19 protein-coding genes are annotated in these 19,977 nt (G+C 65.6%); 16 read left to right on the top strand and 3 right to left on the bottom strand.

All coding sequences use genetic code 11. The annotated features are described in order from the left end of the window. From IG178_RS21315 to mntR, 16 genes are all read left to right on the top strand, one after another. On the top strand, nucleotides 1–2,567 hold a 2,567-nt coding region (locus IG178_RS21315), incomplete at its 5' end, for a beta-helix domain-containing protein (protein WP_193214614.1). An 81-nt stretch (nucleotides 2,568–2,648) separates the two neighbouring features. Beyond that, entirely contained in the window at nucleotides 2,649–3,440 is a 792-nt protein-coding gene (locus IG178_RS21320; protein WP_193214615.1) for a DUF3450 family protein, read from the top strand. After that, nucleotides 3,437–4,879 carry a MotA/TolQ/ExbB proton channel family protein gene (locus tag IG178_RS21325; protein ID WP_193214616.1) on the top strand — a complete coding sequence of 481 codons (1,443 nt, stop codon included), beginning with the start codon at nucleotides 3,437–3,439 and terminating at the stop codon, nucleotides 4,877–4,879. The genes IG178_RS21320 and IG178_RS21325 overlap by 4 nt, the downstream gene beginning before the upstream one ends. 7 nt (nucleotides 4,880–4,886) lie before the next feature. Continuing rightward, a complete protein-coding gene (locus IG178_RS21330) occupies nucleotides 4,887–5,495 on the top strand; it encodes a MotA/TolQ/ExbB proton channel family protein (RefSeq protein WP_193214617.1) in 609 nt (202 codons plus the stop codon). Nucleotides 5,496–5,501: 6 nt separating this feature from the next. After that, the gene (locus IG178_RS21335; RefSeq protein ID WP_193214618.1) at nucleotides 5,502–5,909 is read left to right on the top strand and encodes an ExbD/TolR family protein; all 408 of its coding nucleotides are present in this window, start codon (nucleotides 5,502–5,504) and stop codon (nucleotides 5,907–5,909) included. Next, nucleotides 5,910–6,563, top strand: a complete 654-nt coding sequence (locus IG178_RS21340) for an energy transducer TonB (RefSeq protein ID WP_193214619.1) — start codon at nucleotides 5,910–5,912, stop codon at nucleotides 6,561–6,563. After that, nucleotides 6,563–8,077 carry a tetratricopeptide repeat protein gene (locus tag IG178_RS21345; RefSeq protein WP_193214620.1) on the top strand — a complete coding sequence of 505 codons (1,515 nt, stop codon included), beginning with the start codon at nucleotides 6,563–6,565 and terminating at the stop codon, nucleotides 8,075–8,077. The genes IG178_RS21340 and IG178_RS21345 overlap by 1 nt, the downstream gene beginning before the upstream one ends. 5 nt (nucleotides 8,078–8,082) lie before the next feature. Further along, nucleotides 8,083–9,387, top strand: a complete 1,305-nt coding sequence (locus IG178_RS21350) for a putative porin (RefSeq protein ID WP_193214621.1) — start codon at nucleotides 8,083–8,085, stop codon at nucleotides 9,385–9,387. A 13-nt stretch (nucleotides 9,388–9,400) separates the two neighbouring features. Further along, nucleotides 9,401–9,985, top strand: coding sequence for a hypothetical protein (locus IG178_RS21355; RefSeq protein ID WP_193214622.1), 585 nt, complete (start codon nucleotides 9,401–9,403; stop codon nucleotides 9,983–9,985). A 92-nt stretch (nucleotides 9,986–10,077) separates the two neighbouring features. Further along, nucleotides 10,078–10,506, top strand: a complete 429-nt coding sequence (locus IG178_RS21360; RefSeq protein ID WP_193214623.1) for a zinc-ribbon domain containing protein — start codon at nucleotides 10,078–10,080, stop codon at nucleotides 10,504–10,506. Nucleotides 10,507–10,630: 124 nt separating this feature from the next. After that, nucleotides 10,631–11,203: an NADPH-dependent FMN reductase gene (locus tag IG178_RS21365; RefSeq protein WP_193214624.1), complete on the top strand. Its 573-nt coding sequence runs from the start codon at nucleotides 10,631–10,633 to the stop codon at nucleotides 11,201–11,203. A gap of 55 nt (nucleotides 11,204–11,258) precedes the next feature. Further along, nucleotides 11,259–12,629, top strand: coding sequence for an ATP-binding protein (locus IG178_RS21370; RefSeq protein WP_193214625.1), 1,371 nt, complete (start codon nucleotides 11,259–11,261; stop codon nucleotides 12,627–12,629). Further along, nucleotides 12,626–13,900 (top strand): tetratricopeptide repeat protein, encoded by a 1,275-nt coding sequence (locus IG178_RS21375; protein WP_193214626.1) that lies wholly within the window; start codon nucleotides 12,626–12,628, stop codon nucleotides 13,898–13,900. Before IG178_RS21370 ends, IG178_RS21375 begins: the two co-directional genes overlap by 4 nt. 15 nt (nucleotides 13,901–13,915) lie before the next feature. Next, a complete protein-coding gene (locus IG178_RS21380) occupies nucleotides 13,916–15,565 on the top strand; it encodes a glycoside hydrolase family 5 protein (RefSeq protein ID WP_193214627.1) in 1,650 nt (549 codons plus the stop codon). Between the two features lie 22 nt (nucleotides 15,566–15,587). Further along, nucleotides 15,588–16,214 (top strand): SOS response-associated peptidase, encoded by a 627-nt coding sequence (locus IG178_RS21385; RefSeq protein WP_193214628.1) that lies wholly within the window; start codon nucleotides 15,588–15,590, stop codon nucleotides 16,212–16,214. 122 nt (nucleotides 16,215–16,336) lie between these two features. Then, entirely contained in the window at nucleotides 16,337–16,777 is a 441-nt protein-coding gene (gene mntR, locus IG178_RS21390; protein ID WP_343226028.1) for a transcriptional regulator MntR, read from the top strand. A 9-nt stretch (nucleotides 16,778–16,786) separates the two neighbouring features. Here mntR and IG178_RS21395 read toward each other — a convergent pair whose 3' ends face one another. From IG178_RS21395 to IG178_RS21405, 3 genes are all read right to left on the bottom strand, one after another. Continuing rightward, nucleotides 16,787–17,512 (bottom strand): hypothetical protein, encoded by a 726-nt coding sequence (locus IG178_RS21395; protein ID WP_193214629.1) that lies wholly within the window; start codon nucleotides 17,510–17,512, stop codon nucleotides 16,787–16,789. A gap of 126 nt (nucleotides 17,513–17,638) precedes the next feature. Further along, nucleotides 17,639–18,376, bottom strand: a complete 738-nt coding sequence (locus IG178_RS21400; protein WP_343226029.1) for a cysteine hydrolase family protein — start codon at nucleotides 18,374–18,376, stop codon at nucleotides 17,639–17,641. Between the two features lie 34 nt (nucleotides 18,377–18,410). Further along, complete coding sequence (locus IG178_RS21405; RefSeq protein ID WP_193214684.1) at nucleotides 18,411–19,667, bottom strand: Zn-dependent hydrolase; 1,257 nt, start codon at nucleotides 19,665–19,667, stop codon at nucleotides 18,411–18,413. Between the last annotated feature and the right edge of the window lie 310 nt (nucleotides 19,668–19,977).

Here is a 19,977-nt window from a genome sequence, read left to right on the forward strand (position 1 = left end):
TCGCCAACGCCGACGACGGCATCGAGTTCTTCGGTGGCACGGTCAACACCGACCACATGGTCCTCGCCTTCAACCAGGACGACGGCTTTGACATCGACCAGGGCTACTCCGGCATCAACCAGTTCTGGTTCGCCATCCAGGCGCCTCTCCTCATCGACGGCGTCACCTCCGCCCACGACAACGGCGGCGAGTGGGACGGCGTGACCGGAACCATCGCCGACAACGCCGACAACTCGGCCCCGGTGATCTACAACGCGACCTTCATCGGATCCGGCACCTCCGCCCTGCTCGGCAACGACAAGGGCAGCAACGCCGTCTACATCGACGACCGCTTCAAGGGCAAAATCTACAACTCGGTGTTCGACGACTTCGCCGAAGACCTCATCGAGTCCTCCGGCGACGGCCCGGGAGCCGGCCTCGTCTTTGCCCACAACACCGTCGGCCGCTTCGGCGGTGGCACTCCGGGCAGCAACCTGACCTACCTCAATGGCACGGGCGCGGCAGGAACGTTCTTCGACGCCGGCGGCGTGCCGATCAACGGCAACTCGAACGGTGGCGTGGATCCCCTCTACACTTCCTACAGCCGCAATGCCTCCCTCGAACTCGAGGACATCGATCCCCGCCCTCAGGCCGGCTCGCCGCTCCTTACCGCCAACGGCGCCACGCTCCAGGCCGGAGCTCCGGTTGCCACGACCTTCCGCGGCGCCTTCGGTTCCGTGAACTGGGCCGCCGGCTGGACCAAGATGGACCAGTCCAAGTTCTTCTCCAAGAAGGTGGACGTCATCGCCGAGCAGACGATCGTCAACCCGAGCCTCGTCGCCAGCTACGGCCCCAACGTCCATCAGCTCAACGTCGACACCACCTGGACCAAGGACAACGTCTACATCCTCACCGACAAGGTCTTCGTCACCGACGGCGCGACCCTCACCATCGAGCCGGGCACCAAGATCTACTCCACCCTCGACGACAAGGGCACCGGCACCAAGGACGACGATGACTTCGGTTCCATCGTGATCGTCCGCGGTTCCAAGATCATGGCCCAGGGCACCGCTGAGGAGCCGATCGTCATGACCACCATCGACGAGCTCGAAGTCGAGACCCAGACCGACATCGACGGTGACGGCTTCGTCGCCGAGGCCCCCACTGCCACCACCGCCGGCCGCTGGGGCGGCCTCGTGGTCCTCGGCAACGCGCCGATCGCCAACTACAGCGACACCACCAATATCGGCGAAGACCGCATCGAGGGCTTCCAGCCCGCCGCATCGAATGACCTCGACAGCGACTCCCGCGCCGACGTCATCGAATACGGCGGCGCCAGCCCAGCCGACAACAGCGGCGTCATCAGCTACGTCTCGATCCGCCACGGCGGCTACGTCTACTCCGGCGCCAGCGAGATCAACGGCCTCACCCTCGGCGGTGTCGGCTCCGGCACCACCATCAACCACGTCGAGGTCTACGCCAACGCCGACGACGGCATCGAGTTCTTCGGTGGCACGGTCAACACCGACCACATGATCCTCGCCTTCAACCAGGACGACGGCTTCGACATCGACCAGGGCTACTCCGGCACCAACCAGTTCTGGTTCGTCATCCAGGCCCCGCTGCTCATCGACGGCGTCACCTCCGCCCACGACAACGGCGGCGAATGGGACGGCGTGACGGGAACGATCGCCGACAATGCCAACAACTCGGCCCCGGTGATCTACAACGCGACCTTCATCGGCTCCGGCGTCACCGCCCTGGTCGGCAATGACAAGGGTAACAACGCGATCTACATCGACGACCGCTTCAAGGGCAAGGTCTACAACTCGGTGTTCGATGACTTCGCCGAAGACCTCATCGAGTCCTCCGGCGACGGCCCGGGAGCCGGCCTCGTGTTCGCCCACAACACCATCGGTCGCTTCGGCGGCGGATCCTACACCGGGTCCAATGCCAGCAACCTGTCGTTCCTGAACGGCTCCGGGGCAACCGGCACCTTCTTCGACGCCGCGGGCGCTCCGATCAACGGCAACTCGAACGGCGGGGTGAACCCGATGTTCCGCGCCTACAGCCGCGACGTCGATCTCAACCTGGTCGCCATCGACCCGCGTCCGGCCGCCGGATCGCCGCTGCTTTCCAGCAGCTTGCAGGGTGGTGCGCCTGTCGCCGCCAGCTTCCGGGGCGCCTTCGGCTCGGAGAACTGGGCTGCTGGCTGGACCAAGATGAGCTTCGACGGAACGCTACAGGGTGAGGTCGCCGGTGGCGGTGCCGCCCCGTTCGCCGACGTCGACAACGACGGCATCTCCGACACCCTCGAAAGCAGCCCCGAGCTCCAGGCTCTCGGCTTCACCGTCGGGGTCAACGATGCCGCCTTGTTCGCCTCGATCTACACGGAAGACGCGATCCAGGATCTGGTGACCGGCAACCAGGTGGTCGTCCAGAAGAACGGTGCCAACGTCACGCTCAGCCTGCCGTTGTTCCGCTCCACGGATCTGTCGACCTTCGATCCGGCTCCGGCGCTGGAAGCAACCTTCCCGGGAGCCCCGGACAAGGAGTTCTATCGCATCGAAGTCAATGGCGCTGAATAAGCCGCCTATTTGACGAAAGCGTCACATCGGGGCCATCGGCAAACGCCGGTGGCCCCCTTTTTCTTCCCGCCGTTACCCGCCATGCGCATTCATCGTCTGCTTCCCGGTGTCGTTTTCGCCACCTGGCCCCTGATGGCTCAGGAGCCCGCCGCCCCCGCCAATGGTCCCTCCGAACTCCGCAAGTCGGTCCGTGAATGGATCGAAACCATGCAGGAAATCCAGAAGGAGGAAGACTCCTGGGAGAAGGATCGCGAGATCCTGAAGGGCTACAAGGAAGGCCTCGAAACCGAAATCGAAACCCTCAAGGAACAGATCGAACGCGCCAAGACAGAACGCGACAGCGCCGCCAAGGAGGACCTCGAGAAGATCGCCGAGCGCGATTCCTACGCCGCGGCCCGCGAGTCGCTCGCCAAGTCGATTGCGGAACTTGAAACCGGCCTCCTTGCGAGCCTGCCGCTGCTCCCCGAGACCCTGCTGAAGGAGCCGAAGGTCGCGCAGATCGTGGAGGAGATCAAAAAGGACTCCGCCCTCAAGGGCAAGGACGCCGAAAAGGCGATGACCCGCCGTCTCAACAACAGCCTCAACCTGCTCGCCGAGTCCGAGAAGTTCCAGCAAGCCGTCCACCTCCGCGAGGACCTGCTCTACAAGACCGCCGACGGCCGCGAGTTCAACATGAAGGTCCTCTACTTCGGCCTCGCCGCCGCCTACGCCGTCAATGAGTCCGGCGACGTCGCCGTCGTCGGCACCCCCACCCCGTCGGGCTGGGTCTTCACCGAGCGTCCCGACCTTGCCGCCCGCATCACCGAACTCGTCGGCGTCACCACCGGCGACATGGATGCCAAATTCGTCTCACTCCCGATCGATCTCCCATGAAGCCCGCGCTTCCCCTCTTTCTCCTCGGCCTGCTGGCCGCCCCGCTCCACGCCCAGGATCCGGTTGAACGGTCCCGCGCCGACCTGACCCAGGCCCGCAAGGAGCTGGACAGCACCCACAAGGAATATACCGACCTGCGCGCCGGGGTTTACCGCGAGATCAACCGCCTCGACGACGAGGCGCTAAAACTCTCCAAGGAGCTCCGCGCCCTCGAGCACGAACGGGAACAGCGGACCGCCCACAAGCGGACGCTCGAGAACAATCTGCTCACCGAGAAGACCAACTTCGATTACTCGGCCGGCATCCTCAACAACTACGGCAAGTCGATGGCGACCCGCCTGCACCCCGCGGAGAACCAGCTGCTGCTCGAAAAGATCCAGCAAGCCGAGCAGCGCGCCGCCGCGGCCGGCACCGACCACATCGCCGAGCTCAAGGAACGCATGGACATCGCCCGGCTCGGCCTCCAGCGGCTTGGCGCCATCAGCGGTGGCCAACGTTTCGAAGGCAAGGCCCTGCGCAACGGCAGCGAGGCCTTGAAAGGCTCCTTCCTCATGCTCGGCCCCGCCGTCCTCTTCGCGGAGCAGAACGGCGGTTTCGAAGGCGTCGCCTCGTTCGCCGCCACCGGCTCCGGATTGCCGACGGTCGTCGCCATCAGCCAGGACGGCTCCACTCCCTTCGCCGGCACCATTGCCAGCGGCAAGGGCGAGGTCCCGCTCGACGGCAGCATGGGCAAGGCCATCGAGGTCGCCGCGGCCCAGGAATCGATCGGTGAAACCGTCGAGAAAGGCGGCATCGTCGGCCACTGCATCCTCGGCCTCGGTCTGATCGCCCTCCTCCTGACCACCTTCAAGGTCTTCGAAATCACCCGCTTCCCCGTCCCGTCGCGGCGCGAGATCAACGCAATCCTCGACGACCTGATCGCCCACCGCCGCCAGGACGCGATCGCCAAGGCCGACAAGCTCCAGGGCATGGCCGGCGACCTGGTCCAGACCGGCGTGCAGCGCTTCCACGAAAAGCGCCGCATCCTCGAGGAGGCGATGTTCGAGAAGATGGTCTCGATCAAGCCGCGGCTCGAGCGCTTCCTCCCCTTTCTCGGCCTGACCGCCGCCGCCGCGCCGCTGATGGGACTTCTCGGCACCGTGCTGGGCATCATCAAGACCTTCAAGCAGATGGCGATCTACGGCACCGGCAACGCCAGCAGCTTCTCCGCCGGCATTTCCGAAGCGCTCATCACCACCGCCGAGGGCCTGGTCGTCGCCATCCCGGTGCTCGTCCTGCACGGCATGATGAAGAGCCTGGTGAAGAGCAAGTTCGGCGAAGTCGAGGCCATCGCCATCGCGCTGATGAACGGCACCACCGAGGTCGAGCGCCGCACCGCCCGGGCCTCCCTCGACGACACCGACGAGGACGACATCGAGTTCGCCCCATCCCCTGCCTGATCCCGCCATGCTCTCGATGTTCCGCGATGCCCTCCAGTTGTTCCTGTCAGGCGGGGGGATCATGTACATGCTCGGGGCCGTTGCCTTCATCCTCTACGCCACCGCCTTCGCGGCGCTCGCCTACGTCAACAAGGGCAACCTCAATGAGAAGGACGCCGACCACTGGCACCACTGGATCGAGAAGCCGGAAGACGCCAAAGGCCGGATGGGCGAGGCCATGCGCTACGTCCTCCACGGTCCCCGCCTGACCGCCAAGACCGTCCAGCGCCGCTTCGACGAGGTGAGGCTCAACATCCTCGCCGCCATCGACCGCCGCCTGGTGGTGGTCAACACCCTCGTCGCCGCCGCCCCGCTGGCGGGACTGTTAGGAACGGTCATGGGCATGCTGTCGATGTTCGCCGGTCTGTCCCAGGGCAAGGGTGCCTCGGGCATGCAGAAGGTCGCCGATGGCATGCAGCAGGCCCTCATCACCACCCAGACCGGCCTCACCATCGCCCTGCCCGGGCTGTTCATCGCGCTCATCGTCAAAAACAAGCGCAATGCCATTTCCGCCGCCCTGACCCGGGTGGAAAGCCTCATCCTTACCTCCCGCTTCCAGCGCGAACTCCAACCGTAACCCGCCATGTTCGGACGCAGCCTTTCCGACGACGCCGATGAAGAGGTCCACGTCGACCTCTCCTCGATGATCGACTGTATCTTCATCCTGCTCATCTTCTTCATCGTCTCCACCGTCTTCGTCGAGGAGACCGGCGTGACGGTGAACAAGCCCGACCTCGGCAGCGCGAGCAGCCTGGAGAGCAACAGCATCCTCCTCGCCGTCACCGCCGAGAACAAGGTCTACTACGGTGGTGAAAGCATCGGCGTCCAGGGCGTGATCGGGAAGATCAAGCCGCTGCTCGCCGAGGACGCCGAGATGCCGGTGATCATCCAGGGCGACAAGGACGCCACCCACGGCGTCGTCCAGCAGGTCCACGACCAGGCGATCCTCGCCGGCGCGGACAAGACCAAGATCTCGATCTCGACCAAGTAAATGGCGATCCAGCGTCACGTTTACCGGCCGCCGCGCGGCAAGATGTCCGGGGTCTTCGCGATCCTCGGCGGCGTGATCGCGACCATCGCCGTCTTCGTCGCGATCCCGCTCTCGCAGAAACTGGCCGACATGACCGCCAAGCCGGTCGTCGAGCCGGAAGAGATCTCGATCGCCCCGCCGGAGACCGAACTCCTGGCCGAAATGGAGCCGCCGCCGGAACCGGAGGAAGAACCGCCACCGCCGGAACCGATGGACGAGCCGACCGACATCGACAGCGGCCTCGACCTCTCCGACCTGCCGCTCGGCACCGGAGGCGGTGGCTTCGTGATGAACATCCCGAAGTTCGCGATGAAGGGCGACGACGCCTTCGGTGGCATGGACAGCCCGCCGGTCCCGACCTCCAAGTTCCCGCCGAGCTACCCGAGCAGCCTGCTTTCCAAGGGCATCGGCGGCAAGGTCCTGATCGCCTGCGAAGTCGACGAGTCGGGCAAGATCATATCAACCAAGGTCCGCCAGAGTTCCGGCCACCCGGAACTCGACAAGGCCGCCCTCGCCGCGGTCACGCGGTGGAAATTCAAGCCCGGCACCAAGTCCGGCCGCAAGGTCCGCGCCAGCTGCGTGGTGCCGTTCAATTTCGAAGTGAAGAAGAACTGATGATCCGTTTCCTCATCCCCGCCCTCACCGTCGCCGCGGCGATTCCCCACGCCGCCGCGCAGAAGATCGATGCCCCGCCGAACCTCTTCCGCGACCCGAAGTTCGTGAAGGAGTTCGTCGGCAGCTACGGCTTCATTTCCGAAGTCGAACCGCGCGTCTCGAACGAGGAGCAGGCGCTGCTGGTCAAGGTCGGCGAGCTCTTCAACAAGAACCAGTTCACCACCGCCGAGCAGGAGATCGTCCGCTTCATCAAGGAGACGGAAGCCCCGACCGATCCCGAGAAGCCGCCGGGCGAGATCAGCGCCGCGATGGTCTTCGTGCTCGGAAACCTCTACTTCTCCGCCGACCGCCAGGACGAGGCGCGCCGCGCCTTCCTCGAGGCCATCCGCCGCTTCCCGCGCTTCCGCCGCGCCCACACCAACCTCGGCTACCTCTACATCTCCCAGAACAAGGTCGATGACGCCATGCCGATGCTCCAGAAGGCCATCGAGCTGGGCGAGACCAGCCCCCGCACCTACGGCATCCTCGGCTACTGCTACCTGCAGAAGAGCAACGCCATCGCCGCCGAGAACGCCTACCGCCAGGCCTACCTGCTCGACCCGAAGAACCGCGACTGGAAGCTCGGCCTCGCGCAGGCGCTGATGCAGCAGGAAAAGATGGAGGAAGCGACCAGCATGCTCGACACGCTGATCGCCGAGAACCCGGGCGACCGCCAGCTCTGGCTCCAGCAGGCCAACGCCCTGATCGCCCAGGACAAGAAGATCGACGCCGCGGTCAACCTCGAGGCCCTGCGGCTGAAAGGACTCGCCGGCGAAAACGAGCTCAACCTCCTCGGCAACCTCTACATGGACCAGGGTGAAGCCCAGCTCGCGCTCTTCGCCTACACCGAGGCGATCGAAAAGGCGGACAAGTTCGACGTCTCGCGCGCCCTCAAGTCGGCCCGCATCCTCAATGACTACGGCTATCCGGAAAAAGCCGAAACCCTCGTCGGCCGGATCGAGAAGGCTGCCTCCGCCAGCCTCACCAGCGCCGAGAAGACCGAGCTGGAACTGGTCAAGGTCCGCGTTGCCCGCGGCGCCGGCGACACCGCCCGGGTCGGCAGCCTGCTGCAGGACCTCCGTGCCTCCGACCCCGCCAACGGCGAGGTCATCGTCGAGCTCGGCCGCCACTTCGACGACATCGCCCGCGCGGAGACCGACGAGGACAAGCGCGCCGCCGCGCTGGTCGAGGCCAAGACCTACTACAAACTGGCCAGCGAGATGGACGCCGTGGCTTACCAGGCGAACCTCGGGTTGGGCCAGCTTCTCGTACGAGAAAAGCAGTATTCCGAGGGCCTGCCCCACATCCAGCGCGCCGTCGCGCTCAAGACCGGCGACAAGTCCAGCCTCGAGCAATACCTCAGCCGCGTCCGCCGCGCCGCCGACCGCGAGCGTCAGCGCGAGGAACGCGAGGAGGCCGAACGCGCCGAAGCCGCCGCCCGCGAGGAAGCCGCGAAGAACGCCGCCGACAAATGACCGCCATGAAACACTTTCCCCACCCTGTGCTGCCCGCCGGTGCGGCGCTCCTGCTCCTCGCCCCGCTCCACGCCAACGAGGCGCTGGATGTGCTGGAAGGCAAGAAGGATGCCGCCGCCGTCGCCCTGCCCCCCGCCGAGGGAGAAAGCGAAGGCGCTGAGAAACCGGTATTGATCACGCCCGACTGGGCTCCCAGTCCGCCCGACCCGGTCTGGTCGAAGGCGGTTCTCTTCGAGGACCCGTCGAACCCTTACGTCCAGCAGCTGGCGATCAGCGGGCTCTTCCACTGGAGCGGTGCCTGGGGCGAAGCGACTCCCGAGGGCGGCCGCGCGGTCGATCTCGACAGCACCCGCACCCGCCGCGCCCGGCTCGGCGCGCGGATGAGGGCCTTCAACAACACCGAGATCGAGGCCGTCGCGGAGTTCGCGGGGGATTCCAACTTCAACGGCATCGAGCGGCTCAAGGGCACAACCCGCTTCCTCGACAACACCTGGGTCAGCTACGGCAAGATGCGGCCCGGCTTCTCGATCGAGTACTCGACCGAACCCCAGGACCTGCTGGTCCCCGAGCGCTCGCTGCTGGTGAACATGGTCGCCCCGGCGTCCACCCTCGGCATCATGGTCGGGCAGGACTCCGGACGCTGGGACTGGGCGCTCGGCTGGTACTCGTCCGACAACGACTCGAACATCCCGGGCATCGAGGGCGACGGCTTCCTGCTGGCGAAACTCGGCTACGAGACCGACGAGCCGAACGCCGATGGCACGCCGATGAGAACCCGCTGGCACCTCGACTACATCTACAACTTCGACGAGAGCAACAACCCGGCGATCCCCCGCTACAACGTCGCCGGCCGCCGCTCGGCCAACGGCAACCAGCTGATCGCCCGCAACCCCGCGTTCCGACACCTGTTCTCGGCCGGCGTCGAGATCGAGCAGGGCAAGTTCGGATTCGCCAGCGACTTCATCCTCGCCAACGGCGACACCAATGCCTTGGGGCTGAGCCTGACACCGAGCTACTGGGCGCTGCCCGGCACCCTCCAGATCGTCGGCCGCTACGCCTACGCCGACACCGACGATGCCGGAGGCCTGGTCGGGGGCATGGGCACCTCGAGCGACCTCCACTTCGACTCCAGCCCGGTCTTCATCGGCGACGAGTACCATTCGTTCTACCTCGGCGCCAACCTCCACCTCTATCAGGACGATCTGATCCTGATGAACGGCCTCGAACACGTCCTGCTCAAGGACCAGGCCGGCGGCGGTTTCGACTCCGACGCCTGGATCTGGCACTCCGGCGCCCGCCTGTCGTTCTAACCCAGCACCTCCCGTGAAAGCATTTCTCGCAATCCTCCTCGCCGCCGCCACCGCTGCGAGCGCCTTCGACGAAGAAGCCCTCGGCGCCAGCCTCAACGGCTGGACCCGCGACGGCTCCGCCCACTACTCGCTCGGCGGCGTCACCTACCGCACCACCCGTCCGGTCGAGACGGCCCAGGCCGATGGTTCGACCATGGTGGCGGTGACGGTCATGCACCGCGCCAACTCGTGGGCCTGGGTCCCGTTCGAGCTCGAGGTGACCTTCGCCCCCGACGGCAGCGCCCTGGCCTTCCGCATCCACGGAATGCCCCGCGGCCATGAGGTGGATACCGGCGCCATCACGCGCCCGGAACGACCTTCTGTCGCGGAAGGCGAAGCTGCTCCTCCGTTTCATCCCCTTGCCGAGATGAAGAAGCAACTCTTCGACGCCTTCGTCTCGCAGGTGACCGAAGTCGCCGATGCCAAGGATCTCCGCAAGCGCGACCTGCTGGCCCGGATCAACGGACCCGAGCCGATCGACCCCGCCGCGATCACCACCGGACTCCGCTACAACCTCGACCGGATCCTCGGCCTGCGGCCGCAGGTGCCGTCGAAGTAGTGGAGGCTTTCGCTGCCATTGTCCGTCAGCCCGGACCGGGAAGTTGAGACTTCCCATGGAGTAATATAGTTTCGCCGTTCTCTGGCGAACTCATGAGCAGCAACAAGAAGAAGCGCGAGCTGATTTCCGGGCAGAAAGAGCGGAAGCGCCAACGGAAACGAGCCGCCGATCAACTCGCGGAGGAACGCAGCATCCGGCAGAAAGCGGCGGCCAAGCGATTGGCTCCAATCGATCGCTCCAAGATCACGTCCCGCAGTTGCATGCCAACCTCGCCGATTCCGACCCTCGCCGGGAGGTACTATCTGAATTGGCGGTTTAAGTGCATCGACTGCGGCAAGTCCGAGATCTGGACCAGCCGGCAGCAGAAGTGGTGGCATGAGGAAGCGGGCGGCGCTTGGGAGCAGATCGCCGTGCGCTGCCGCGACTGTCGACAGAAGGAGAAAGCGCGAAAGGAATTGGCCAGGCGGGTTCACTTGGAAGGACTCGAGCGAAAGAGGAAGGAGCAAGGCCGGAAGGACTGACTCAAGGGAGAGATCCACGACCCCGCGGTTGCCGCCTGGATCCGGCGTGCCTCGTCCCCCCGCTCCCCGCCGGAACTCGCGAACAAGCCCTTTCCTCTCCGCGGTTTCCGCGTAGGTTCGGCGCATGTTGAAAATCCTCATCCTCCCGGGCAGCGCCCGCCGCGATTCCGTCAACCGCAAGCTCGCCGCGGTCGCCGCGGAATTGATCACCGCCGCCGGTGCCGTGGCCGACCTCGTCGATCCCGCCGATTTCCCTCTCCCGCTCTTCGATCAGGAACTGGAAGATGCCAGCGGTCTGCCTGCCGAGGCCAAGGCCCTCAAGGAGAAGTTCCTTGCCGCCGACGCCATCCTCTTCGCCTCGCCCGAGTACAACTCATCGGTCACGCCGTTGATGAAGAACATCATCGACTGGGTCAGCCGCGCCGAGAGCGACGACGAAGCGCCGCTGGCGGCCTACAAGGGCAAGGTCGCCGGCTTGATCGCCGCGTCCCCCGGCGCGCTCGGCGGGCTCCGCGGACTGGTGACGCTGCGCTCGATCCTCGGCAACATCGGGGTAATGGTCGTGCCGAAACAGTTCGCCCTTGGCGGCGCCTACGGGAAGTTCGATGACAACGGCACCCTCACCGACGACTCCGCCCGCAAGGGGGTGCAGTCCGTGGTCGATGAAGTCATGGCGGTTGCGTCGAAGTTGAAGTAGCGGTGATTTTCCCGCTTGGGCTTGCTTCATCCCGACGGTCGGCTTTTCTCGCGGGATGGAACTGGAAGCCCTCAAGGCCGCCCTCGCGGCATCGCCCGACAACATCCCGCTGCTACTTCTGGTGGGAAAGATGCACGAGGACCGATTCGAGCTCGCCGACGCCCGCGCCTGCTTCGACCGGGTGCTCGCCCTGAAGCCCGACCACAGCGAATCGCTGCTGGCGATCGCCCGCTTGGCGGACCTGTCCGGCAACAGCTCCGAGGCCGCGGTCCGGCTGGAGTCGCTCTGTAGCCAGAAGCCCGGCTTTGCCGCCGCCTGGCTGCTGCGCGCCCGGATCGCGCTCGACGAGGGCGACGCCGTGACCGCCCGATCCTACTACGACACGGCGGTCGACCTCGACCGGTCGGCAGCGGACGACGAGTTGCTCCAGTCCATCCTGAAGGCCGGCGGCAACAAGCGGGTCGCCATGACTTCGTCCGGCCATACCCGCGAGGAGGAAGAAGACGATTCCCCGCTGGAAGGCATGGACGCCGTGGCCGCCCGCGACCTCAACCTCGAGTTCAAGGTCAAGGCCGACCTCAAGTTCGACGACGTCGGCGGGATGGAGAAGGTCAAGGAGGACATCCGGATGAAGATCATCCATCCGCTCAAGAACCCCGACCTCTTCGCCGCTTATGGCAAGAAAGCGGGCGGCGGCGTTCTGCTCTACGGCCCCCCGGGCTGCGGCAAAACTCTGATGGCTCGGGCCACCGCCGGGGAGATCAATGCCGCCTTCTTCTCGATCGGCCTCCATCAGGTGCTCGACATGTATCTGGGTGAGTCCGAGCAGAAGCTCCACGCGATCTTCGAGCTCGCCCGCAAGTCGGCGCCGGCGGTGCTGTTCTTCGACGAGACCGACGCACTGGCCGCCGACCGCCGGGATCTCCGACAGTCCGCCGGGCGGAACCTGATCAACCAGTTCCTCAGCGAACTCGACGGGGCCCAGGCGGCCAATGACGGGCTGCTGATCCTCGGTGCCACCAATGCCCCGTGGCACCTCGACAGCGCCTTCCTCCGTCCCGGCCGCTTCGACCGCATCATCTTCGTCCCGCCGCCCGATGCAGGCGCCCGCGCGGACATCGTGAAGATCCATGCCAAGGGCAAACCGCTGGTCGACTTCGACCCGGCGGATCTGGCGAAACGCACCGACGGCTTCTCGGGTGCTGACCTCCGCGCGGTGTTCGACCAGGCGACCGAGTCGGCCATTGCCGAGGCGATGAAGAAAGGCGCGGTCGTTCCGGTCAGCGGCAAGCTGCTGGCCAAGGCGGCGAAGGAGGTGAAGCCCTCGACCCGCAAGTGGTTCGAGACCGCCAAGAACCACGCGCTCTACGCCAACCAGAGCGGTCTCTACGACGATGTACTGGTCCACCTCGGTTTGAAAAAATGAGCACCGCCTTCACCCGCGCGCGCCAACTGCGCCAACATCGTCGCCACGAGGAAGCGGTCGGGCTGCTTCTCGGCCATCTGGCCCAGGACCCGGACGACCCCCACGCCTATCTGGAGCTCGCGCTAAACCGCAATGAGATCCAGGGCGCCCGGCAGCTGGCCCTGGAAGACGCCAGGAAGGCGACCGGCCTGCTTCCCGGCCACCCCTTCCCGCTCGCGCTCCAATCGAACATCCTCTCGGCATTGAATCGAGAGAAGGAAGCGCTGCCGCTCGCCGAGTCGGCCATCGCCCTCGACCCCGAGGAGACCTACGCGAGGAACGCCAAGACCGTCGCCCTCTGCGGACTCAGCCGCTGGCGGGACGCCGAGGAGAATGCGAGGCACACGCTGGAGCTCGATCCCGACGACGAAACCGCGTCGAACCTGCTCGCCCACGCGCTGCGTTTGCAGAACAAGCTCGACGAATCCGCCCGGGAGAGCCGCCGCCGGCTCGAGCGCGATCCCGAGAACGCGTTTTCGTTTTCCAACGCCGGCTGGGCCGCGCTGCAACGCCATCAGGTCCAGGAGGCCGAGAACCACTTCAAGGAAGCGCTACGCCTGGATCCCGAACTCGAACACGCCCGGGAAGGACTGAAGCAAAGCTACCGCGCCCGCTCCGGCTTCTACCGGATGTTCCTGCGCTGGGCCTTTTTCATGCAGCGCTTCAATGAGAAGAACCGCACCTTGATTCTGATCGCGCTGGTCATCGGATTCCGCGTGGTGCGGAACATCGCGGCTGCCATCCACCCGCTGCTGGTGATCCCGGTGGTGCTGATCTACTACATTTTTCTCTTCGGCACCTGGCTTTCCAGCGGCATCGCGAATCTCCTGATCCTGAAGGACCCGGTCGCCCGGATGTCGCTCGACCGCGGTGAGAAGGCCGAGGGCGTGGCGGTCGGCATCCTCTTCTTCGGCGGGCTGGTGCTGCTCGTCGCCGGCATGGCCCTCGGCATGATCCCGCTGGCGGTCGCCGGCGTGACCATGATGCTCGCGGCCATTCCCTCGACCCTCGTGTTCACCAACGAGTCGAAGAAAGGCCGCCTGCTGTTCGGATCCTTCCTGGTCGCCATCCTCGCTCTCGGCGGCTACGTCGCCATCGACCTTGCGACCCACCCCGGGCAAGCCGTGGGCAAAGGAAACTCCGGTCCGGCCCTCGGCGTGGGCGTCCTGCTGACGCTGGCGACCACCTGGCTGAGCATGGTCCCCTCCTTGCGAAACGAGAAGCCGACCTAAGCGTTCCTCCGTCGAATGAAACTGCACGCGCTCCTCTTCCTCCTCGTCGCCCCGGCGCTACCGGCGGAGGAGTTCGTGCCTTTCCAGCCATCCGAGGGGCTGATGTCCTTGCGCGTGCCGGACGATGGCGCACCCTTGCGCGAGCTGTGGATTTCCTCCGGCCTGGCGACTCCCGGAAACGACGGGGAGTCAGCGGAGAAGCGCTCCCGTGTCACCACCGTCAGCTTTCCCGTCTCCTGGTGGCGCTGGCGCGAGCAGGTGATCCGCTTCATCCCCGCTCACGACGGCGTGGTCGAACTCGACCTCAGCGGACCGTGGGCGGAAGAACGCCCCGGCGTGCTGCGCCGGCAGGAGATCCTCTGGGACAAGTTCGTCGTCACCGGGGCCCGTTTGCCAAACGGCAGCTTCGAAGCCGATGCCGGTGGCAAGCCTTCCGGCTGGGAATCGCCATGGCGCCCCTACGTCCAGCCCGGCGACTGGCCCCTGGCCGGCAGCGAGCCGCTGGATGGCGACCGCTGTGCCGCATCCTGGCACGGCCGTCCGCTGTTCGGGCGGCTCGCGGTGAAAGCCGGAGTCCCGGTCACTCTCACGCTCCATGCCCGCGCCGCCACGGTCCCCGGTGCCAAGCTGCCGGCGCGGCTGCCCCGCGACACGCCCGCCCACCGCGCTTGCGCGAAATTGAAGCGCGGGGTGAACCTCGGCAACTGCTGGGACACCCCGCCCGGGGAATGGGGCGTGCGCTACGACACCCGGGACATCGACAAGATCGCCGCCGAGGGATTCGACCATCTCCGCGTTCCCGTCGCCTGGCAATTCCATCTCGACGGCGGAAAGATCAAGCCGCAGCTGCTCGCGGAACTCGAACCCGTGCTGAAGCACGCAATCGATCTCAAGCTCACCGTCATCCTCAACTGGCAGTCCTTCGAACCGCTATTCAAGGACCCCGAATCGAACCGTGCCACCTTCGCGACAACCTGGGGCACCATCGCGGAGCATTTCCAAGGCTGGCCCCCGCAGCTCTACTTCGAGCTCATCAACGAACCCCATGGCGAGCTCGACCACCAGGCACTCACCGCGGTCCACGCCGACGCCATCGCAGCCATCCGCAAGACTTCCCCGTCGCGCATCCTGCTCGCCGATCCCCCGCAGTGGGCCGGCGTGAAGGGGCTCGACCGGCTGGTCCTGCCGGACGCCGATGATCGGATCATCGTCACGGTCCACAGTTACGAACCCTTCCAGTTCACCCACCAACAGGCGGAGTGGGTGGGTTACCAAGATCTCCGTGGCATCACCTTTCCCGGCCCGCCCGCGGTTCCGGCGACGGTCCCGGAATCACTGCGAGGCGATCCCGGCCTGGTCGCCTGGATCGACCACTACAACACCCGGCCGACAGACGAGAACCCATGCAGCCCGGCCGTCATCGAATCGCTGTTGGACGACGCCGTCGCGTGGTCGGAGCACTTCGGCCGCCCGATCCACATCGGCGAATTCGGCTCCTATGCGAAAGCCGACCTCGCCAGCCGCCGCCGCTACAGCGGGGCCTTCCGGCACGCCGCCGAGAAGCGCGGCCTGCCCTGGGCGATGTGGGATTGGAAGGCCGGCTTCGGCTACTGGGATGCCGAGTCCGACCGGCCCGTGCTCCGCGAGGCGCTGTTCGGCCGATGATACCCGCCCCTGCCCTGGAACCATGTGCACCTTCTACAAGCAAGACCGGGGCAAGGCGGAACGCTGGTTCCGGAAAAAGAACACCCGCGGCAAAGCGGAACCGGCGGGCATGGAATCCGTCCGCCCCACCCACCTCGCTCCCGTGGTCACCTCGAGCCGGCTGCTGGAGGACATGAGCTGGGGCTTCCGCCGGCGCTTCAAGCTGGCGAGCGGCAAGCCGAGTGCCTGGAAGCCGGTCGTGAATTCCCGCGACGACAAGCTCGCAAGCCCGATCTGGCGGGAGGCCTTCGCCGAACGCCGGTGCATCGTTCCCGTCTCCGAGTTCTACGAGTGGAGCGGCCCCGCAGGCGCGAAAACCACCCACCGCTTCCGCCATCCGCAGGAGGAATTGCTGTGGGTTGCCGGGGTCTGGGAGCCTTCCGCCGAATTCGGGAATTGCTATTCGATGATCACGACCCTCCCCAACCGCGAGGTCGGCCGGGTGCATGACCGGATGCTGGTCGTCCTCATGCCGGACGAAATCGACCGCTACCTCGACGGCGGCGACTTCAAGGACTTCCACCGTCCCGACGGCATCCTGGAGGTTGCCAGCGGCGTGCCGAATCCACTTCAGCGAACGCAACCGCCCTCGCAAGGCGAACTTTTCTAACGGTCCGCTTTGGCCACACACCCAACCTAACCTGCCGGTTGTCCGTCACTTCCTCCGACCGATCCAGATCGCCCGCAACATGCAAAGTTGCGCGATCTCCTCCGCCCGTCTTCACTCCTCCCGTGCCCGCCAGATCCCAAAGAACCAGTGGCTCCGTCGCCATGGACGACTACCTCGAACAGATCCTCCATCTGATCGAGGCGAAGGGATATGCCCGCGCCGTGGACATTTCGAAGAACCTCGGCATCTCCCAGGCCAGCGTGACCAACATGCTGCGCAAGCTCGATAGCGAAGGCCTGGTCAACCACGAGAAGTACCGCGGCACCGTCCTGACCGAGGAGGGCCACCGGATCGCCCGAGCCATCATCGAGCGCCACGAAACCCTGACGAGATTCCTGCGCCTGTTCGGGCTCGACGAGGACACCATCTACCGCGATGTCGAGGGCATGGAGCACCACGTCTCGCGCCCGACACTGGCGGTGATCCGGGCCATTGCCGATCTTCTGGAATCGAACCCGGCCATGCTGGAAGAGGCCCGGAAGAAAATCGACTCGCAGCCCTGATCCGAGGGATCAGGGATTCATGGCCGGAGCCTCATCGCCCCCGGCCCGCTTGCCCATCAGCTTTTCGACGAAGCCGAACTTCTGTTGGAGAAGCTTGTCGCGGTCACCGGTGGTCACCGCGCCTTCGCCCATCATCTTCCCCATCTCGTCGTCCATCGACAGGTTGTCTTCCTTGCTGACGGAGGTCGGATCGATCCCGAGCGACGCAGTCGCGTCGTCGATGCGCTTGCCGTGAACCGAAATTTTCTCCAGCGACTCGTCATACTGGCTGGTGATCGAACCGATCATCTTGGCGTCGTTGACGCTCTGCTTCAGAGCCGGAACCAGCTTCGCCACCGAAGCCTGGGCACCCGGAGAAACCGCATACCATACGCCGCCTGCCGCCAGGAGGCCCAGCAGCGAAAGGGTCACGGCGAGGCTTTGGCGTCCCAACTTCTTGCCGATCTTCTCCTCGCGATCCTCGATCATCGCACGGAGCTCTGCGTCGGGCTTGTCGATGAAGGCCTTGGCGGGAGCGTCGGCATGCTGGGTGGCGGTGACCGTCGTTTCGGTTTGCTCGGCCTCGGGCGCTGCGACGGGAGCCGCCTCCGGGGCCTTGGCCACCGGCTTCACTTCCTTCTCCGTCGGCTTTCCGAACGGCGCCATGTAGGTCGCAGGCTTCGGAGCTGATCCGGCAGGGGGAGCAGCGCGGAGGGCGGCGGCAGCCAACTGGTTCATCTTTTCCTGAGGAGTCATCGGAGGAGGTGGTGTGGGTGGTGTTGCTTTGAGGCCAACCTGAATATTCAGATTTCCTTAATAGGTAGCAAAAACCCTTAGAGCCACCATTACGGAATCGCGTAGGACGGGATCGCGTAGGATCCTTCAGCCCTTCCGCGTGATGATCCCCGCCGCCGAGCAATCGCTGAGCAGATCCAAATCCCACAGCACCTCCTGCACCGAGGCGATCCGCGCGTAGCGATCCCGCAAGGTGGCGACCGAGGCATCGTGGAGCGCCGGCGTCACGGTGGCACAGGCATCTTCGACGACGGTGACGAAGTACCCGAGATCACAGGCGTCGCGCGCCGCCGTCTCGACGCACTCGTTGGTGTAGACCCCGCAAAGGTAGAGCGAGCGGATTCCCAGGTTCCCCAACACGTAGTGGATGTTGGTCGAGGAAAAGACCCCGCTCGCGGTCTTGTTGATCACGATCTCGTCCCCCGCAGGCGCCACTTCCTCCAGGAATTCCGCTTCCTTGCTGCCCGGCGCCGCCAGCAGGTCGAGACGCCGGTGTCCCGCCCCGCGGTCGCGTCCGTCCTGGGTCAGGGCACAGATCCGGCAGTGGATGACCTCCAGCCGGCAGCTGCGGAAAGCATCCTGCAAGCGCCTCATCCCGGGCAACACCGTGCTCCGCAAACGATCAAAGTAGTACTTCCGCCCCTCCTCCGGCACGCCGCTCTTCTCCGGGTCGGCGAACAAGCCCCAGCCGTCGGCCGCGTCCAGGTACTGGACATCGATGCACAGCAGCGCAACCCGGCCGTCGGCCAGGTGCTCCGCGCGCCGCGGGTTGGTGATGAATGCCTCGCGATAGCTGTCCCGCAACGGGTCTTGGATCGGTGCCACGCTCATGATCGTCTCAAATCCCCCCTCGCTTTGCTTACGCCCCGGCGAACGCATAGCGCTCGATTGCCCCCAGCATCACCTGTGCACCCGCCTCGATGTCGTCCCACGCGGTCCACTCCGCCGGCGAATGCGACTTCCCATCCTTGGACGGCACGAAGATCATCGCCACCGGGCAGACCGTCGCCATGATCTGGGCGTCGTGCGCGGCCCCCGACTCCATCCGGCGGTAGCGCATCCCCGCGGACCTCGCGGCATCCTCGACGATGTCCACCAGCGCCGCATCGCAATCGACGGGATGGATCCAGCTTTCCGCATCGTAGGAAAAGCTCAGCCTCCGCCGTCGCGCCACCGCGGCCAAGGCCTTGCGGATCGCCGCGGCGAGCTCGTTCATCACCGTCTCGTCGGTGTCGCGCACATCCAGCGAGAACCTCGCCTCGCCCGGCACGGTGTTCGGCGATCCCGGAGCAAGCTCCACCCGGCCGATCGTTGCCCGCGAAGTTTCCGACCCGTTCTCATCCAGGATCCGCGGCAACTCGTGGGCGAAGTCCGCCACCCCCATGAAGGCATCCCGGCGCATCGGCATCGGGGTCGTTCCGGCGTGGTTCGGTTCGCCATGAAACTTCACCGTCCACTTGAAGAGCCCGGTGATCGCCTCGACGACTCCGACCTGCTCCTGCATCTGCGACAGCACCGGTCCTTGCTCGATGTGCAACTCGAGATAAGCGGCAATGCTCGCCGGATCGCGGCGCGCCTGCAGGGCATCCCACGGATCGAGCCCGAGTTCCTGCATGGTGTCCGCCAGCTTGAGCCCGCCCGGGTCGACCGCGTTGTGGACCGTGTCCGGCGTGACCTGGCCGGCAAAGGCCTGGGAACCGAACATCCCGCCGAAGCGTCCTTCCTCGTCGGAGAAGGCAATCAACTCCACCGGCATCTCCGGCACGCGTCCGGCTTCCTTCAGCGCCCGCAGGCACTCAAGGCCGCTGAGCACCCCGAGGGTGCCGTCCAAAATCCCGGCGCAAGGCACCGTGTCGATGTGTGAACCGATCACCAGCGACGGCGCGTCGGCAACCTTGCCGGCCAGCTTGCCGATTACATTGCACGCCCCGTCGCGGCAGGTCTCCAACCCGGCATCCTTCATCTTTTGCTCGAGCCAGGCCTTGCCTTCCATGTCGGCGGCTGTGAAGGCCATCCGGTAGAGCCCGCCATCTTCACCGCGGCCGATCTCCGCGAGCTGCTTCAAATCCTCGCGCAGCCGTTCGATCGAAATCTTCGTGTCTTCCGTCACCAGCATTTCCCTCACCCAAAGCGGGTGGCGTCGATGATGCCAGAAAGAATTTGCAATCGGTCGCCACACCCCCAACCCTACGCGCGTCGTTTTCGCACTGCAGCGCCCCGTTTTGGCGTGCAATCGAACCACCCGGAACCATCCGCGTTACTTTTTCCAACCCGAGATTTTGCAGGTCGGCCTTCGCCGGCCTCGTCTGGGGTGCACTGTTCGCCACCGCGGCCGCCGCGCTGCCAACGCCCGAACTCGACTGCGACTATCCCGGACGCGAAGGCATTCACCGGAGCGACGACGGCACCGTCGATCTCTCTTGGCC

The organism is Neoluteolibacter marinus (assembly GCF_014904755.1).
In the GTDB taxonomy this organism is placed as follows: domain Bacteria; phylum Verrucomicrobiota; class Verrucomicrobiia; order Verrucomicrobiales; family Akkermansiaceae; genus Haloferula; species Haloferula marina.

Coding starts and splice junctions, on each gene's coding strand:
- IG178_RS21405 (WP_193214684.1), bottom strand. CDS start 19,667: ATGCTGGTGACGGAAGACACGAAGATTTCGATCGAACGGCTGCGCGAG.
- IG178_RS21380 (WP_193214627.1), top strand. CDS start 13,916: ATGAAACTGCACGCGCTCCTCTTCCTCCTCGTCGCCCCGGCGCTACCG.
- IG178_RS21340 (WP_193214619.1), top strand. CDS start 5,910: ATGGCGATCCAGCGTCACGTTTACCGGCCGCCGCGCGGCAAGATGTCC.
- IG178_RS21335 (WP_193214618.1), top strand. CDS start 5,502: ATGTTCGGACGCAGCCTTTCCGACGACGCCGATGAAGAGGTCCACGTC.
- IG178_RS21385 (WP_193214628.1), top strand. CDS start 15,588: ATGTGCACCTTCTACAAGCAAGACCGGGGCAAGGCGGAACGCTGGTTC.
- IG178_RS21345 (WP_193214620.1), top strand. CDS start 6,563: ATGATCCGTTTCCTCATCCCCGCCCTCACCGTCGCCGCGGCGATTCCC.
- IG178_RS21320 (WP_193214615.1), top strand. CDS start 2,649: ATGCGCATTCATCGTCTGCTTCCCGGTGTCGTTTTCGCCACCTGGCCC.
- IG178_RS21375 (WP_193214626.1), top strand. CDS start 12,626: ATGAGCACCGCCTTCACCCGCGCGCGCCAACTGCGCCAACATCGTCGC.
- IG178_RS21325 (WP_193214616.1), top strand. CDS start 3,437: ATGAAGCCCGCGCTTCCCCTCTTTCTCCTCGGCCTGCTGGCCGCCCCG.
- IG178_RS21330 (WP_193214617.1), top strand. CDS start 4,887: ATGCTCTCGATGTTCCGCGATGCCCTCCAGTTGTTCCTGTCAGGCGGG.
- IG178_RS21395 (WP_193214629.1), bottom strand. CDS start 17,512: ATGACTCCTCAGGAAAAGATGAACCAGTTGGCTGCCGCCGCCCTCCGC.
- IG178_RS21360 (WP_193214623.1), top strand. CDS start 10,078: ATGAGCAGCAACAAGAAGAAGCGCGAGCTGATTTCCGGGCAGAAAGAG.
- IG178_RS21365 (WP_193214624.1), top strand. CDS start 10,631: ATGTTGAAAATCCTCATCCTCCCGGGCAGCGCCCGCCGCGATTCCGTC.
- IG178_RS21370 (WP_193214625.1), top strand. CDS start 11,259: ATGGAACTGGAAGCCCTCAAGGCCGCCCTCGCGGCATCGCCCGACAAC.
- IG178_RS21350 (WP_193214621.1), top strand. CDS start 8,083: ATGAAACACTTTCCCCACCCTGTGCTGCCCGCCGGTGCGGCGCTCCTG.